Source organism: Streptomyces xylophagus, assembly GCF_000716435.1.
Classification (GTDB): domain Bacteria; phylum Actinomycetota; class Actinomycetes; order Streptomycetales; family Streptomycetaceae; genus Streptomyces; species Streptomyces xylophagus.
This window is the reverse complement of the sequence record NZ_JNWO01000019.1, coordinates 38,543-53,073: the sequence shown is the minus strand read 5'-3', so window position 1 is coordinate 53,073 and position 14,531 is coordinate 38,543. Positions and strand designations below refer to the sequence as shown.

Below are 14,531 nucleotides of genomic sequence, written 5' to 3'. Positions count from 1 at the left end.
GCGGCGCCGGATCAGGGGCCCCTGGGGCGGCTGATGCGTCGCCGTCCCCCCACGAGGATGGCAACCGGGAGACTACTGTCGACACTTTCTCCACTCAAGGGGTAAGCGCCTGTGAAAAAGCCCGCCTCTGCCGACACTTGGTCGACAAGGCGGGCATACGGGGAACAGCCCCTCAGCGTTCTACATCAGCCCCGCCGCACGCGCCCGCTCCACCGCCGGGCCGATCACCTTCGCCACGGCCTCCACGTCGGCCTCCGTGGAGGTGTGGCCGAGGGAGAAGCGCAGGGTGCCGCGGGCCAGGTCCGGATCGGTGCCCGTGGCGAGCAGGACATGGCTGGGCTGGGCGACGCCCGCCGTGCAGGCGGAACCCGTGGAGCACTCGATGCCCTGGGCGTCCAGCAGGAGGAGCAGCGAGTCGCCCTCGCAGCCCGGGAACGTGAAGTGGGCGTTGGCCGGCAGCCGGTCCACCGGGTCGCCGCCGAGGATCGCGTCCGGGACCGCCGTACGCACCGCGTCGACCAGGCTGTCGCGCAGGGCGCCGATCTCGCGGGCGAACCATTCGCGCTGTTCGGCGGCGAGGCGGCCGGCGACCGCGAAGGAGGCGATCGCGGGGACGTCGAGGGTGCCGGAGCGGACATGGCGTTCCTGGCCGCCGCCGTGCAGGACGGGTACGGGGGTGTACTCGCGGCCGAGGAGCAGGGCGCCGATGCCGTACGGGCCGCCGATCTTGTGGCCGGAGACCGTCGCCGCGGCGAGGCCAGAGGCGGCGAAGTCGACGGGGACCTGGCCGAAGGCCTGCACCGCGTCCGCGTGCAGCGGGATGTCGAACTCCCGCGCCGCATCCGCGAGTTCACGGACCGGCATGACCGTACCGATCTCGTTGTTGGCCCACATCACGGTGGCAAGGGCCACGTCCTCGGGGTTGCGGGCGATCGCCTCGCGCAGCGCCTCGGGGTGGACACGGCCGTAGGAGTCGACCGGGAGGTACTCGACGGTGGCGCCCTCGTGCTCGCCCAGCCAGTGGACGGCGTCCAGGACGGCGTGGTGTTCGACGGGGCTGGCCAGGACGCGGGTGCGGGCCGGGTCGGCGTCGCGGCGGGACCAGTACAGGCCCTTCACCGCGAGGTTGTCGGCCTCGGTGCCGCCGGAGGTGAACACGACCTCGCTGGGGCGGGCGCCGAGCGCCTCGGCGAGCGCTTCGCGGGCCTCTTCGACCGTACGGCGGGCCTTGCGGCCGGAAGCGTGGAGGGCGGAGGCGTTGCCCGTGATGCTCAGGTGGGCCGTCATCGCCTCGACTGCCTCGGGAAGCATCGGGGTGGTCGCGGCGTGGTCGAGGTATGCCATGGTGACGCCGATTCTACGGGCCCCGGTGCGTACCTCGGAGGGGCGGGCGCCTCGATGGGATCCGGCCCCGCCGCCTAGAAGCTCCAGGAGAGCGTGCTGTCGATCTGCATGAAGGCGACGAGGACCAGCAGATCGGCGATGCCGAGCCCCAGACCGAGGAGGGCACGGCCGCGACGGGCGGTGCCGCGCCACAGCGCCGCGACGGCCAGGGCGATGGCGATCGGGCCGAGGAAGACGTTGAGTACGAGCAGGCCGACGAGGCCGAGGATGAAGGACGCGACGGCCATGCCGTCGGCGTCGCGGCGGCCGGTGGGCTTGACGTCGGCCGCGCTGCTGGGTGCCGGTGCGGTGAGTTGCATGGTGGATCAGCTCCCGTCGATGGGGTGAGCGGATGGGCGGGCGGTCAGTTGGCGGGCGTACGGCCGCGGCGGCCGTGCCGCTCGCGGAGCGCGAAGATGCCCAGCCACACGGCGATGACGGTGGCGGCGACGGCGGTGAAGGCGAGCGGCGCGTGGGCCACGGTGCCCACCACGACGCCGAACAGCAGGAGCGCTACGACGAGGAACAGCATGGGATGAATCCCCCTCCGAGATGTCCGGGACGGCTCTCGTTACGTTTCGGTGAACGGTTGTAGTAACAGTTGTTCACTGAACTTGAGTCTAGCGCGTCCGGCGACTTTCCAATTACGGAGAACAGTTGTTAACTGGATGACATGAGTCACACCCTCGGCATCCGGCAGGTACAGAAGCAGAAGACCCGACAGGCGTTGCTGGACGCCGCGTTGGGGCTGCTGGAGGAGCAGAGCCTGAGCAGCCTGGGCCTGCGCGAGGTCACCCGTGCGGTGGGCGTCGCCCCGACCGCCTTCTACCGGCACTTCCGCTCCACGGCCGACCTCGGGGTCGCGCTCGTCGAGGAGGCGCTGGGCAGTCTGCACCCGATGATCCGGCAGACGGTGTCCCCGGCGGACAGCGACCAACGCATCGCGCGCGCCGTCCAGTTGATCGCCCATCACGTGGACGCGTACCCGGCCCATGTCCGTTTCCTCGCGCGCGAGCGGCACGGCGGGGTGCAGCCGGTGCGGGAGGCCATCCGGGAGCAACTCGCCCGGTTCGCCGAGGAGGTGAAGGCCGAACTCGCCAAGGACCCGGAGTCGGGCGGCTGGCACGACGACGACCTGCTGATGCTGGCCCACCTCTATGTCGACCAGATGCTCGTCACGGCCTCGCTCTTCCTGGAGGCCCAGGAGGCGTCGGCCGAGGAGCGTGAGCGCGTGACCCAACTCGCCACGCGCCAGATGCGGTTGATCAGCGTCGGCCGCCGCCACTGGCTCGGCTGACCGCCACACCGGCAGGCATACGACAGGGGCGGCACGCCCGGTGTACGAGCGTGCCGCCCCTGTCGTGCGGAGCCGCGGTCAGCCCTGCTGTGGGGCCCCGCTCATCTGGCCACCGCCCGGGCCGCCGCCGCATCCGCCGCCGGGGCCGCCGCCCTGGCCGCCCTGTCCGCCGCCCCCGCCGGGGCCGCCGCTCGGCATTCCGGACGGGTTGCCGGTCGGCTGACCTGTCGGCGCGCCCGAGGCCGCGGCACCCGTGGGCGCACCGGACGGGGCGCCGCTGGGCCGTGCCGTGGCGTTGCCGGTGGGCATGCCGGAGGCCGCCGAACAGGACTGCGTGGAACCGGAGTTGCCGCTGCCGGAGGACGACGAAGAGTCGCTAGAGCCGCAGGCCGCCAGGGCCAGGGGCGAGAGCGCCAGCAGGGCCACTGCGGGGAAGAGACGCGCACGCTTCATGAGAAACAACTCCAAAAACGATGAGGAGGCCTTGTGGCGGGAACTCAATCAACGCCGCTTAGGGCTTCCTTGTCGGCGCCCTGTCCCCACCCTGTGCGCCAGGTAAAGCGCAGCTCAAGAGAACGCCCTGACCTGCGACTTCACGATCGGGACTCGCCTACTCGCTGGTACAGCTCCGTGACAGAAGCGGCCGCCGCGGCCACCTCGGCGCGCACCTCCGGCGGCGATACGACCTCCAACGCGTCCGCGAACTGGAGCAGTTGGCGGGCTTCAGGGACGAAGCCGTACGTCAGCCGGACCGTCACCCACTCGTTCTCGCCGGGGTCTTCAGGGAGTTCGGCGAGCGAGGAGGCGTTGAGGCGGACGAACATGTCGAGGCGGGAGCGGCGGACGCGGACGGTGACGTCGATTCCACCGGGGCGGTCCTCGACCTGGCGGCGCAACTCCTCCCAGGCGTGGGCGAGTTCGACGCCGGGGCGGCGCTTCACCGGGTCGGGCAGGAGGGTGGCGGAGTGCACGCGGTCGGCGCGGAAGAGGCGGGGCTGCGCACGGCGATCGGCGACCAGGTACCAGACGCCCGCCTTCGAGACCAGGCCGTACGGGTCGACGGTGTAGGTGCGCGGCTCCTTGGCGCCGCTGTGCCGGTAGCTCAGGCGCAGCCGCCGGTCGGTAAAGACCGCGTCCTGCAACACGTCGAGATCCACGGCGGGTTGGGGTCCGCCCTTCCAGCGCGTGGCGTCGACCAGGATGCGCCGGGAGGTCACCTCGGCCGCCGGTCGGTACGGTGCCGGCAGCGCGGCCATCACTTTGCGCAGCGCGGAACCGAGCGCGGCGTCGAGACCCAGCGCGGCGTGGGCGCCCTGCGCGGCGAGGATGAACAGGGCGCGTGACTCGTCGGCGGTCAGTCCCGTGACGTCCGTACGGAACCCGGCGAGCAGCTCGATCCCGCCGTGCCGCCCGCGCTCGGCGTACACCGGCACCCCGGAGGCGGACAGCGCCTCGACGTCCCGGTAGATGGTCCGCACCGACACCTCCAGCCGGTCGGCGAGTTCGTGCGCGGGGACACGGCCCCGGGTCTGCAGGAGCAACAGGATCGAGAGCAGTCGGTCGGCCTTCACACCCCCAGAATCCGCCTCCCGAAAACCCCGCGCAAATGTTGACGGAAACTGTCAGGTTATGGGGCCAGCATCAGCGCCATGAACACAAACGCCACGGACCCCCGCCCCCTCTACACCCGCACCACCGACCAGGTCGCCGCCCTGATCAGGACGGTACGACCGGAGCAGCTGGCCGCCCCCACCCCCTGCACGGAGTTCGACGTACGGACCCTGCTGAGCCATCTCGTCGGCGGCACCCACCGCATTGCGACCGTCGGCGAGGGCGGCGACGGCATGGCCGTACACCCCTTCGTGGACGGCGTCGACGACGACGGCTGGCCGACGGCGTACGCCGAGGCCCGCACCCGCGTCCTGAACGCCTGGGCCGACGACGCCCGTCTAGACGCCCTGGTCCAGGTCCCCTGGGGAAAGGCCCCCGGCCGCATCGCCCTCTCCGGCTATGTCATGGAGGCCGTCACCCACACCTGGGACCTCTCCGAGGCCCTGGGCCACCCCGTCCAACTCGACCCGGAACTCGCCGAGTTCGCCCTGGCGATCGCCCGCCGGGTCCTCCCGGACGAGCAACGGGACGCGGACACGCCCTTCGACACAGCCGTGCCGGTACCCGAAGGAACCGATGCCTACGGCCAGTTGGCGGCCTGGCTGGGCCGGAAGCCGGTCAGCTGAGTCGGGCCCGGGCCAACTGTCGCGACTGGGCCACCAGTCGGTCCCTGCTGTCCCAGACCTCCGCGTCCTCCTCCAGGAAGCCGCCGGCCAGGTTGCGGGTGGTGATGGAGACGCGGAGGGGGCCCGGGGCCGGGCGGGAGCGGACGTGGACGGTGAGTTCCACCGTGGGGACCCAGCCCTTGAGGCCGATCTCGAACGCCGTCGGGGGCAGCGCGTCCACCGCGAGGAGCAGGGAGAACGGGTCCGCGTCGCGGCCGTCCGCGAGGCCGAACCACGAGCGCATCTCGCCCTTGCCGGAGGGGGCGCCGAGGGCCCAGCCGAGGGTGGACGGGTCGAGCTTGAGCATCAGGCGGTCGGCGATCGCCGAGCTGCCGGAGACCGGGGCAGGGCCGTCCTCCGGGCCGAAGCACTGGTCCATGGGTGGGAAAGCAGGGGGCTTCGCCGTCGTGCGGACGTCGTCCGGGAGGGTGTCCAGGTCGCCGTAGGAAGCCAGGACGCGGATGCGTTCCACCTCGGCGCCCTCTTCGTCGTACTGGAAGAGGGACGCCTGGCCGGTGGAGAGGGTGCGGCCGGTGCGGACCGTGTCCGTACGGATGACCGCGGGGCCCGGCTGGGACGCCGTCAGGTAGTGCGCGGAGATCGTGAACGGGTCGGTGTGCGGGAGCGCGTCCGCGAGGGCTCGGCCCAGGACCGCCAGGAGGTAGCCGCCGTTGACGGCGTTGATGATCGTCCAGCCGGCCGAGAGGTCGATGTCGTAGACGCCCGGGGCGCGACGGGTGACCGCCGTGTCGCGGTCGAACTCGCTGTCGCCGATCGTGGCCCGTACGGCCTGTGCGGCCCGCGTGGGCGCCGGGGCGGATGCTGCTTCTCGCATGAATGAACCGTACAACAGGTGATTACTAAGCGGTAGCTTTGTTGTTGCGGGCAGATGAAAACACCGGCAAGCCCTCGGCCACCCGGGTGAGGAACCGGCAATTTCTTGGTAAGTGTCCGAACTCGTCCGTGACCCTCGGCCCGTGATCCCCCTCTTTGGGGACATGAGCCTCACCGGGACTCCGTTCCTCTACACCGCCGTCGTGCTGACGATCGTCGCCCTGATACTGCCGCTCGTGCTGTGGTCGCGGCTGCGCGGCCCCAAGGCCGTACGCGTGGCGGCACGGGCCCTGATGCTGCTGTTCGCCCAGGCGACGGCCGTCACCCTGGTCTTCGTCATGGTCAACAACCAGAACAACCTCTACGACAACTGGGCCGACCTCCTCGGCACCGGCAACCACGTGCAGCAGGCCGCGAACCTCGGCAAGGACGGCACCGGCGGTATCGCGCTGAGGCGCTTGCCCAAGGTCAGGCAGGCGTTCGCCCCCGCCACCGGTCCCGGCATGAGCTCCGCGGGGCAGGTGGAGGTCACCCAGCTCAAGGGCCGGGTGTCGGGCGTGAACGCCGAGGTCTACGTCTGGACCCCGCCGCAGTACAAGGAAGCGGCCTACCGGCACAAGAAGTTCCCCGTCGTGGAACTGCTGCCGGGCTGGCCCGGTTCGGCGAAGGCGTGGTTCGGGTCGATGCACGTGACCCAGCAGCTGGAGCCGCTGATGAGGAGCGGACGGATCGCGCCCTTCATCCTGGTCGCGCCGCGCTACAACCTGCTGGCCGGGGTGGACACCGGCTGCGCCAACATCCCCGGCACGGTCAACGCCGACACCTGGCTCAGCATCGACGTGCCGAAGATGGTCACCGACAACTTCCGCACCCAGCCCGCGCCCAAGGGCTGGGGGGTCGCCGGTTACTCGGCCGGCGCGCACTGCGCGGTCAAGCTCGCCGTCGCCCACCCCGACCGCTACCAGGCCGCCGTGAGCATGTCCGGCTACAACGACCCGATCGGCGAACGCAATTCGCTGGCCGCGCAGAGTGTGGCCCTGCGCGAGGCGAACAACCCCTACCTGCTGCTCAAGAAGGCGGCGACACCCCCGCCGATCGCAATGTACCTCTCCGGCGAGTCCGGCGACGGCTATCAGGCGGGCGTGGCCCTCGAACAGATCGCGAAGGCGCCGACGAGCGTGCACGTGGTGTTCCTGCCGCGCAGCGACGGCGGGCACACCATGGCGCTGTGGCGGCCCCAGGTGAAGACGGTGTTCCGCTGGCTGACCCTGGAGCTGGGCCAGAACCACCCCAGGGTCACGAAGTCGGCGTCGGATCCTCGCGGGCGTTCGACCGCCGGTTCCACGCGCGAGGCGCTCGCCAGTGGAACCGCATCGCGAGCAGGCGCAACACGAAAGCGGTGACGACCGCGAGCCCGCTGGTGAACGGGCCCAGCACGTCGTAGCGGATGCACACGGCGACCATGGTGGCGCCGACGATCGCCGGGACCGCGTAGAGGTCGCGGTCCCAGCGGAGCAGGGAGGGAGTCTCGTTGGCCAGGACGTCCCGCAGCACACCACCGCCGACGGCGGACCCGAGACCGAGGGCCACCGAGGCGGTCAGGCCGAGCCCGTAGTCGTACGCCTTCACCGTGCCGGTGACACAGAACAGGCCGAGGCCGGCCGCGTCGAAGACGTTGACGCCGGTCTGGATGCGCTCCACGTGCGGATGGAGGAAGAAGACGAGGAGCGCGGCGAAGAGCGGGGTGCTGAAGTAGCCCAGGTCCGTGAAGGCGGCCGGGGGTACGGCCCCGATGATGAGGTCGCGGAACACCCCTCCGCCCAGCGCGGTGACCTCGGCGAGCACGGCGATGCCGAACACGTCGAAGTTCTTGCGGACGGCCAGCAGCGCGCCGGAGATCGCGAACACGAAGATGCCGACGAGGTCGAGCGTGTGCTGGACGGAGGGGCTGAACAGTTGCTGAAGCACCCCACATTGTTACTCGCGGGGGATCTGCACGGACCTGGGTGGATCTACAGGGTGGGCTTGCCTGTCGTGTAGAGCCAGGTCTGGAACAGGTCGTCGAGTTGTTGCCCGCTGATCTTCTCGGCGAGCTTGATGAACTCGGCGGTGCTCGCGTTGCCGTAGCGGTGCAGCTTCGTCCAGGTCGGCAGCAGCTTGAAGAACGCGGTGTCGCCGATGCGTTCGCGGAGCATCTGGAGGGTCATCGCGCCGCGCTGGTAGACCGCGGACGCGAACATCGTGTCGCGCTGCGGGTCCGCCACGACGGTCTGCCAGAAGGCGCTCTCGGCGGGGCGGGCGTTGTATCCGGCCAGGAACGAGTCGTGGGCGGTGCGGGTGCCCTGGTGCTCGGCCCACAGCCACTGGGCGTAGGTCGCGAAGCCCTCGTTGAGCCAGATGTCCTTCCAGTGCGCGACCGACACGGAGTCGCCGAACCACTGGTGGGCGAGCTCGTGCACGATCGTCGTCTCGCTGCGCACGGCGGAGTAGGCGGGCTTGCTCTGCACCTCCAGCGAGAACCCCGCCTCCGGCATGTCGTCGACGATCGCGCCGGTCTCCTCGAAGGGGTACGGCCCGAAGACCTGCGACCAGTAGTCGGTGGCGGCGGCCGTCACGGCGTACACGTCGACGCTGTTGCTGTTGGCGAGGACGGGGTCGATGGCGACGTAGATCGGGGTGCCGCCGGGGGTCGTCCCCGTCTTCACGTCGAACTTCCCGATGGTGGCGGTGGCGAGGTAGGTCGCCATGGGCTTCGACTCCCGCCAGTGGGTGTACGTCGAGTCGCCCTTGTCGTACGTCGAGACGAGCCGCCCGTTGGAGACTCCCGTGAGCCCCTTGGGGGCCTTGATACGGATGTCGTAGGTGGCCTTGTCGGAGGGGTGGTCGCTGGACGGGAACCAGGTGGAGGCGGCGTTGGGTTCGCAGGCGACGAAGACTCCGTCGGTGGTCTTCATCCAGCCGTAGTCGGAGCCGAACACGATGGGGCCGTTGAGGGGTTCGGGCACTCCGCCGTAGGTGACGGTGACCGTGAAGTCCCTGCCCTTGCGGAGGAAGTCCCGCGGGGTGATACGCAGTTCGTCACCGGTGCGGGTGAAGTCGGCCCGTCTTCCGTTCACTTGGACCTTGGTGACCTCCAGCTTCTGCAGGTCCAGGTCGAAGGAGGAGAGGTTCTGGGTGGCGCGGGCGGTGAGTGTCGTACGGCCGTCGAGGCGGTCGGTGTCGGGGTTGTAGGCGACGTCGAGGGCGTAGTGCCGGGCGTCGAAGCCGCCGTTGCCCAGTTGCGGGAAGTAGCTGTCACCGATGCCGTCGGCGCCGGGGGTGGGGGCGGAGGAGGCGGCTATGACAAGAAAAGAGGCCGCCGCGGTAGCGAGGGCCCCTAAACGTGCCGAACGGGAGAGTGCCATGAGTCGTCCCTTCGGGTGCGTTTCCGATCAGTCGGACACGCTCGACTCTGCACTCTCCCGTTTCGTCATGGTCATGACTTTACCAACTTGTCATGCCCTACTTGGGAGTTGACTCCTGATCGCCGGATTCCGCTTCGGGGGTCTCGTCGGGAGTTCCCTCGGAAGCCACGGGAGCTTCGGCGTCGGCAACAGGGGCTTCCGCAGCGGCTTCCTCGGCCTCGGCCGCCGCCACCGTCTCCGCCGACTTCTCCAGTACGGCCTCCCCCACCAGCTCCACCGCTTCCTTCGCGGCGCTCAGCAGGACCGTGTCCTGAGGAGCCTGGTCCGCGAAGTTCTCCGGGTGGTGGCAGGCGACCTGCTGACCCGGGCGGAGTTCGATCAGCTGGGGTTCCGTCGTCCGGCAGATCTCCGTGGCCTTCCAGCAGCGCGTGTGGAAACGGCAGCCGCTGGGCGGGGAGATCGGCGAGGGGACGTCGCCCTTGAGGAGAATGCGCTCGCTCTTGGTACCCCGGCGCTTGGGGTCCGGCACCGGTACGGCCGACATCAGGGCCTTGGTGTACGGGTGCATCGGCGACTCGTACAGCTTGGTGCTGTCGGCGAGTTCGACGATCTTGCCGAGGTACATCACCGCGACCCGGTCCGAGACGTGCCGGACCACGGACAGGTCGTGCGCGATGATCACGTACGTCAGGCCGAGCTCCGTCTGGAGGTCGTCCATCAGGTTCACGACCTGCGCCTGGATCGACACGTCCAGGGCGGAGACCGGCTCGTCCGCGACGACCAGCTTCGGCTTCAGGGCCAGCGCGCGGGCGATGCCGATGCGCTGCCGCTGACCGCCGGAGAACTCGTGCGGGTAGCGGTTGAAGTGCTCGGGGCTCAGGCCGACCAGCTCCAGAAGGCGCTGGACCTCCTTCTTCACCCCGCCCTCGGGCTCGACGCCCTGGAGCCGGAACGGCGCCGAGACGATCGAGCCGATGGTGTGCCGGGGGTTCAGGGAGCCGTACGGGTCCTGGAAGATCATCTGGATGTCGCGGCGCAGCGGGCGCATCCCGGCCGAGTTGAGGCGCGTGATGTCCTGGCCCTCGAAGTGGATCGAGCCGCCCGTCGGGTCCTGGAGCCGGGTGATGACCCGGCCCATGGTCGACTTGCCGCAGCCCGACTCGCCGACGACGCCCAGGGTCTCGCCCTTGCGCACCTCGAAGTCGATGCCGTCGACGGCCTTCACCGCGGCGACCTGACGCTGCAGGATCCCCTTCTTGATGGGGAAGTGCTTCTTCAGGCCCTCGACCTTGAGCAGTACCTCACGCTCCTCGGACGAGGACGTCTGCTCCGGGGCGACCGCGGCGGCGGTCTGTTTCGTCGTATCGCTCACAGCTTCGGCGCAATCTCTTCGGTCCAGATCCGCGTACGGTCCGCAGCCGGGAGGTGGCAGGCGGACCAGTGTCCGCCGGGGACCAGCTCCAGCTCGGGGCGCACGGTTCGCGTGACGTCGCCCTTGGGGATGTCCGCGTACGGGCAGCGCGGGTGGAAGGCGCAGCCCGAGGGGACGTTGATGAGGCTCGGCGGCTGGCCCTTGACCGGGATGAGCCGGTCCGAGGTCTCCCGGTCGATACGCGGCATCGAGCCCAACAGGCCCCAGGTGTACGGGTGTTGGGGGGTCTCGAAGATCTCGTCGACCGGACCGCGCTCGACGCACCGGCCGCCGTACATGACCAGGACGTCGTCGGCGATCTCGGCGACGACACCGAGGTCGTGCGTGATCAGCACGACCGCGGAGCCGAACTCCTTCTGCAGATCCCGGATCAGGTCGAGGATCTGCGCCTGGACGGTGACGTCCAGGGCGGTCGTCGGCTCGTCCGCGATGAGCAGTTCGGGGTTGTTGACCAGGGCCATCGCGATCATGGCGCGCTGGCGCATACCGCCGGAGAACTCGTGCGGGTAGCCGTCGACGCGCTTGGCCGGCTCGGGGATGCCGACCCGGTCGAGCATCTCGATGGCGCGCTTGCGGGCGACCTTCTTGCTGACGTCGTGGTGGACCCGGTACGCCTCGACGATCTGGTCGCCGATCTTGTAGTACGGGTGCATCGCGGACAGCGGGTCCTGGAAGATCATGGACATCTGCTGGCCGCGGAGCTTGCGCACGTCGTCCGGCGAGGCGTTGACCAGCTCCTGGCCGTCGAGCCAGATCTCGCCGGACATCTGCACGTTCTTGCCGCGCGGGCCGAGCCGGTGCAGGCCCATGATCGCCAGCGAGGTGACGGACTTGCCGGAGCCCGACTCGCCCACGATGGAGAGGGTCTTGCCCTTCTCCAGCGAGAAGCTGAGCCCGTCGACGGACTTGACCAGGCCGTCGTCGGTCGGGAAGTGCACCTTGAGGTCGCGGACCTCGAGGAACGCGTTCGGGGCGTCCGAGGGAGCGTTGACGGGCTCGCCGACCGCGGCGCCGGTCTTCGAAAGGTCGGTCACGAGAGCCTCACCCGCGGGTCGGCGGCGGCGTACAACAGGTCCACCAGAAGGTTTGCGATCACTACGAAGAACGCTGCGAGCAGGGTCACGCCGAGGATCGGGGGCAGGTCGTTGCTCTCGATCGACTGCACCGCGTACTGGCCGATGCCGTGCAGGGAGAACACCGACTCGGTGATCAGAGCGCCGCCGAGCAGCAGACCGAGGTCCATGCCGAAGACGGTGATGATCGGCGTCAGGGCGGCCCGCAGACCGTGCTTGACGACGACGTTGCGTTCCCGCAGGCCCTTGGCGCGGGCCGTGCGGATGAAGTCCTCGTTCATCGTCTCCAGCATGCCCGAGCGGGTGAGCCGCGCGTAGATGGCGGAGTAGAGGAGCGCGAGCGAGCACCACGCCGGGAACAGCGTGTTGGCCCACTGCGCGGGGTTCTCGGTGAACGGGACGTAGGTGCGGCCGAAGATCGGCCACTGGTACGTGAAGAGCAGGATGGCCAGGTTGCCCGTGAAGAACATGGGCAGCGAGACACCCGCGAGCGCCACGCCCATGAAGGCGCGGTCGAAGAACGACCGCGGCTTGAGCGCGGAGATCACACCGACGGTGACACCGGACACCAGCCACAGCACGGCGGCGCCGGCGGCCAGCGAGACGGTCACCGGAAGACGAGAGGTGAGCTGCGGCCAGACCTCGACGTGGTCCTTGAAGGAGTAGCCGAAGCAGGGCGCGTTGCAGTGCACGGTGGTGGGGCCGAGGTTGTAGGTGGCGCCCGCCACGATCCCCTTGATGAAGTGCCAGTACTGCAGGTAAAGGGGCTGGTCCAGACCCAGGTTGTGCTTGACCGCGGCGATGTCCGCCGCCGACGGGCTCTTCCCGATGTACTGCTGGGCCAGTTGGTCCGCGGTCTGGCCGGCGAGCCGTGGCAGCAGGAAGAAGATGCCGAAGGTGACCGCGGAGACGACCAGCAGCAGGATCACCGCTGCGATTGTCCGACGGAGAATGTACGAGATCACGGGGATCGGCGCTGGTGCCCGCGGGCCGCTAAGCCCGCGGGCACCAATGCCTTCACCTGCCTTCCGGGGCTGCGACTACTTCGTGGTGCCGATGTTGAGGTAGTCGTACTGGCCGCTGAAGGCCGCCGTCGACACCAGGTTGCTGTAGTTCGCCGGACGCGCGAGCAGAACCTTGAAGTAGGTCAGCGGGACGAGCACCGCGTCACTCATGGTCTGCTTGTCGACCTGCGCGTACATGCTGTTGCGGGTCGTGACGTCCTCGGTGCCGATGGCCTTGGAGAGGAGGTTGTTGACCGTCTTGTTGTCGTACTGCGAAAGGTTGGTGTTACCCGAGGCACCGATCGCCGCACCGTTCAGGATCTGCTGCTCGAAGCCGTAGCCGGAGGGCCAGTCGGCACCCCACTGCATCATGATCAGGCCGATGTTCTGCTGCTCGGTGAACTTCGGGACACCCGCGTAGTCGGTGAAGTACTTGCCCGACGGGTACTGCTTCAGGCTGGCGTTGATGCCGACGGCCTTCAGCGAGTTGATGATCGCGGTGGCCGCGGAGATCTCCTGCGGGCGGTCGCTGCGGGCCGACAGGTTGGTCGAGATCGTCGTCTTGCCGCAGGCCTGCAGCGCGGCCTTGGCCTTGGCGACGTCACCCTTGTTGCCCGTGGAGGCGTACTGGTCGTCCTTCACGTAGCCGGTGATGTCCGGCGGCAGGACGGTGGTGGCGATCTCACCGCGGATCGGGCCGCCCTCGGCGGTCTGCACCGAGACCTTGTCGATGGCGTACTCGACGGCCTTGCGGCACTGCACGTTGGTGAACGGCGCGACCTTGGTGTTGATCGCCATGTAGACGAGACGGCCACCGAAGGTGTTGTCCGTGCCCGCCTTCTTGTCCGCGGAGGTCAGCAGCTGCGCCTGGGTCGCGGCCTGGACACCCGTACCGCCCATGTCGATCGCGTTGCCCGCGAGGACGTCCTTGTCGATCGTGTCGGCGTTGACCTTGAGGTTGACGACGATCTTGTCCGGGTACTGCTTGCGCAGCGGGTCCGTCTTCGGGTCCCAGTTCTTGTTGCGCACGAGGGTGGCCGACTTGCCGTCCTCGTAGCTGGAGAACTGGTACGAGCCGGAGGACACGATGTTCTTGACGTAGTCGACGCCCGTGTCCTTCGCCTGCGGAACCGGAGCCGTCTGCGGCGCCGCGACCAGGTAGTCGAACTCCTGGAAGGCCGTGTTCAGGTGGAAGACGATCGTGGTGTCGTCCGGCGTCGCGATGGACTTGAGGCCCTCGGCGCTCTTGTCCTTGTACGGGCCCTTGTAGTCCTTGCCGCCGACCAGGAACTGCTGGAAGTAGTTCGGGCCGAGGGAGAGCACGTCACGCGCGAAGTTGGAGCGCTCCACGGCGTACTTGACGTCCTTGGACGTGATCGCCGTGCCGTCCTGGTACTTCAGGCCCGAACGCAGCTTGTACGTCCAGGTCTTGCCGCCGTCGCTGGAGACACCCTTGCTCGCGGCGAGGTCCGGGACAAGGGTGTTGCCCTTGGAACCGGGGCCGGGCTCGAACGTCATCAGCGGACGGGCGTACAGCCGGCTGAAGTTGTACATGTACGCGTAGTACGTGTTGCCCGGGTCGAACGAGTCCGGAACGTCGGACAGTTCGTAGGTGACCGTCCCGCCCTTGTGCGTAGAGGCGTTGACGACGTCCTTGGTCGCTGCGTTGGCCCCAGCCGCCTTCGTCCCACCGTTGTCACTCTTACTGTCATCGGCCTTGCTGCAACCTGCCATGAGCAGTGTCGCAGCGCCGATGGCCGCAACTGCGGCCAGCGCTGACCTTCGCATGATGGTCTGCTTCCTCCATTGTCGGAAACTTGATGAACTC

At 68.9% G+C, this 14,531-nt stretch carries 15 protein-coding genes; 3 read left to right on the top strand and 12 right to left on the bottom strand.

Annotated elements, in window-relative coordinates; genetic code table 11:
* Positions 1-180: 180 nt before the first annotated feature.
* The 3 genes from OO70_RS34510 to OO70_RS55495 form a co-directional block, all read right to left on the bottom strand.
* A complete protein-coding gene (locus OO70_RS34510; RefSeq protein ID WP_043680167.1) occupies positions 181-1,344 on the bottom strand; it encodes a cysteine desulfurase family protein in 1,164 nt (387 codons plus the stop codon).
* 74 nt (positions 1,345-1,418) lie between these two features.
* Positions 1,419-1,703 carry a hypothetical protein gene (locus OO70_RS34505; RefSeq protein ID WP_043680164.1) on the bottom strand — a complete coding sequence of 95 codons (285 nt, stop codon included), beginning with the start codon at positions 1,701-1,703 and terminating at the stop codon, positions 1,419-1,421.
* A 44-nt stretch (positions 1,704-1,747) separates the two neighbouring features.
* Positions 1,748-1,915, bottom strand: coding sequence for a hypothetical protein (locus OO70_RS55495; RefSeq protein WP_043680160.1), 168 nt, complete (start codon positions 1,913-1,915; stop codon positions 1,748-1,750).
* A 141-nt stretch (positions 1,916-2,056) separates the two neighbouring features.
* On the opposite strand from OO70_RS55495, the gene OO70_RS34495 reads away from it, so the two are divergent.
* Positions 2,057-2,680 carry a TetR family transcriptional regulator gene (locus OO70_RS34495; protein ID WP_043680159.1) on the top strand — a complete coding sequence of 208 codons (624 nt, stop codon included), beginning with the start codon at positions 2,057-2,059 and terminating at the stop codon, positions 2,678-2,680.
* Between the two features lie 78 nt (positions 2,681-2,758).
* On the opposite strand, the gene OO70_RS54820 is transcribed toward OO70_RS34495, so the two are convergent.
* Complete coding sequence (locus OO70_RS54820) at positions 2,759-3,133, bottom strand: hypothetical protein (protein ID WP_043680157.1); 375 nt, start codon at positions 3,131-3,133, stop codon at positions 2,759-2,761.
* 140 nt (positions 3,134-3,273) lie between these two features.
* Entirely contained in the window at positions 3,274-4,251 is a 978-nt protein-coding gene (locus tag OO70_RS34485; RefSeq protein ID WP_043680155.1) for a helix-turn-helix transcriptional regulator, read from the bottom strand.
* A 78-nt stretch (positions 4,252-4,329) separates the two neighbouring features.
* Here OO70_RS34485 and OO70_RS34480 point away from each other — a divergent pair, with 78 nt between their 5' ends.
* Entirely contained in the window at positions 4,330-4,917 is a 588-nt protein-coding gene (locus OO70_RS34480; RefSeq protein WP_043680153.1) for a TIGR03086 family metal-binding protein, read from the top strand.
* On the opposite strand, the gene OO70_RS34475 is transcribed toward OO70_RS34480, so the two are convergent.
* Positions 4,910-5,791, bottom strand: a complete 882-nt coding sequence (locus tag OO70_RS34475; RefSeq protein ID WP_043680150.1) for a thioesterase family protein — start codon at positions 5,789-5,791, stop codon at positions 4,910-4,912. The two genes, OO70_RS34480 and OO70_RS34475, sit on opposite strands and share 8 nt — an antisense overlap.
* Before the next feature lie 163 nt (positions 5,792-5,954).
* On the opposite strand from OO70_RS34475, the gene OO70_RS34470 reads away from it, so the two are divergent.
* Entirely contained in the window at positions 5,955-7,193 is a 1,239-nt protein-coding gene (locus OO70_RS34470; RefSeq protein WP_043680661.1) for an alpha/beta hydrolase, read from the top strand.
* On the opposite strand, the gene OO70_RS34465 is transcribed toward OO70_RS34470, so the two are convergent.
* From OO70_RS34465 to OO70_RS34440, 6 genes are all read right to left on the bottom strand, one after another.
* Positions 7,087-7,758, bottom strand: a complete 672-nt coding sequence (locus OO70_RS34465) for a trimeric intracellular cation channel family protein (protein ID WP_043680146.1) — start codon at positions 7,756-7,758, stop codon at positions 7,087-7,089. The two genes, OO70_RS34470 and OO70_RS34465, sit on opposite strands and share 107 nt — an antisense overlap.
* A gap of 44 nt (positions 7,759-7,802) precedes the next feature.
* On the bottom strand, positions 7,803-9,194 hold the full coding sequence (locus tag OO70_RS34460) for a M1 family metallopeptidase (protein ID WP_043680143.1): 1,392 nt from the start codon (positions 9,192-9,194) through the stop codon (positions 7,803-7,805).
* 97 nt (positions 9,195-9,291) lie between these two features.
* On the bottom strand, positions 9,292-10,566 hold the full coding sequence (locus OO70_RS34455; protein WP_051741915.1) for an ABC transporter ATP-binding protein: 1,275 nt from the start codon (positions 10,564-10,566) through the stop codon (positions 9,292-9,294).
* Positions 10,563-11,660: an ABC transporter ATP-binding protein gene (locus OO70_RS34450; RefSeq protein WP_043680141.1), complete on the bottom strand. Its 1,098-nt coding sequence runs from the start codon at positions 11,658-11,660 to the stop codon at positions 10,563-10,565. Before OO70_RS34450 ends, OO70_RS34455 begins: the two co-directional genes overlap by 4 nt.
* Positions 11,657-12,664, bottom strand: coding sequence for an ABC transporter permease (locus OO70_RS34445; protein WP_043680137.1), 1,008 nt, complete (start codon positions 12,662-12,664; stop codon positions 11,657-11,659). The genes OO70_RS34450 and OO70_RS34445 overlap by 4 nt, the downstream gene beginning before the upstream one ends.
* Positions 12,665-12,739: 75 nt before the next feature.
* The gene (locus OO70_RS34440; RefSeq protein WP_043680134.1) at positions 12,740-14,491 is read right to left on the bottom strand and encodes an ABC transporter substrate-binding protein; all 1,752 of its coding nucleotides are present in this window, start codon (positions 14,489-14,491) and stop codon (positions 12,740-12,742) included.
* Positions 14,492-14,531: the final 40 nt, after the last annotated feature.

What these genes read in the sequence shown, in the direction of transcription:
- OO70_RS54820 (WP_043680157.1), bottom strand. Translation starts at nt 3,133, where the DNA reads ATGAAGCGTGCGCGTCTCTTCCCCGCAGTGGCCCTGCTGGCGCTCTCG.
- OO70_RS34470 (WP_043680661.1), top strand. Translation starts at nt 5,955, where the DNA reads ATGAGCCTCACCGGGACTCCGTTCCTCTACACCGCCGTCGTGCTGACG.
- OO70_RS34440 (WP_043680134.1), bottom strand. Translation starts at nt 14,491, where the DNA reads ATGCGAAGGTCAGCGCTGGCCGCAGTTGCGGCCATCGGCGCTGCGACA.
- OO70_RS34480 (WP_043680153.1), top strand. Translation starts at nt 4,330, where the DNA reads ATGAACACAAACGCCACGGACCCCCGCCCCCTCTACACCCGCACCACC.
- OO70_RS34505 (WP_043680164.1), bottom strand. Translation starts at nt 1,703, where the DNA reads ATGCAACTCACCGCACCGGCACCCAGCAGCGCGGCCGACGTCAAGCCC.
- OO70_RS34510 (WP_043680167.1), bottom strand. Translation starts at nt 1,344, where the DNA reads ATGGCATACCTCGACCACGCCGCGACCACCCCGATGCTTCCCGAGGCA.
- OO70_RS34475 (WP_043680150.1), bottom strand. Translation starts at nt 5,791, where the DNA reads ATGCGAGAAGCAGCATCCGCCCCGGCGCCCACGCGGGCCGCACAGGCC.
- OO70_RS34495 (WP_043680159.1), top strand. Translation starts at nt 2,057, where the DNA reads ATGAGTCACACCCTCGGCATCCGGCAGGTACAGAAGCAGAAGACCCGA.
- OO70_RS55495 (WP_043680160.1), bottom strand. Translation starts at nt 1,915, where the DNA reads ATGCTGTTCCTCGTCGTAGCGCTCCTGCTGTTCGGCGTCGTGGTGGGC.
- OO70_RS34460 (WP_043680143.1), bottom strand. Translation starts at nt 9,194, where the DNA reads ATGGCACTCTCCCGTTCGGCACGTTTAGGGGCCCTCGCTACCGCGGCG.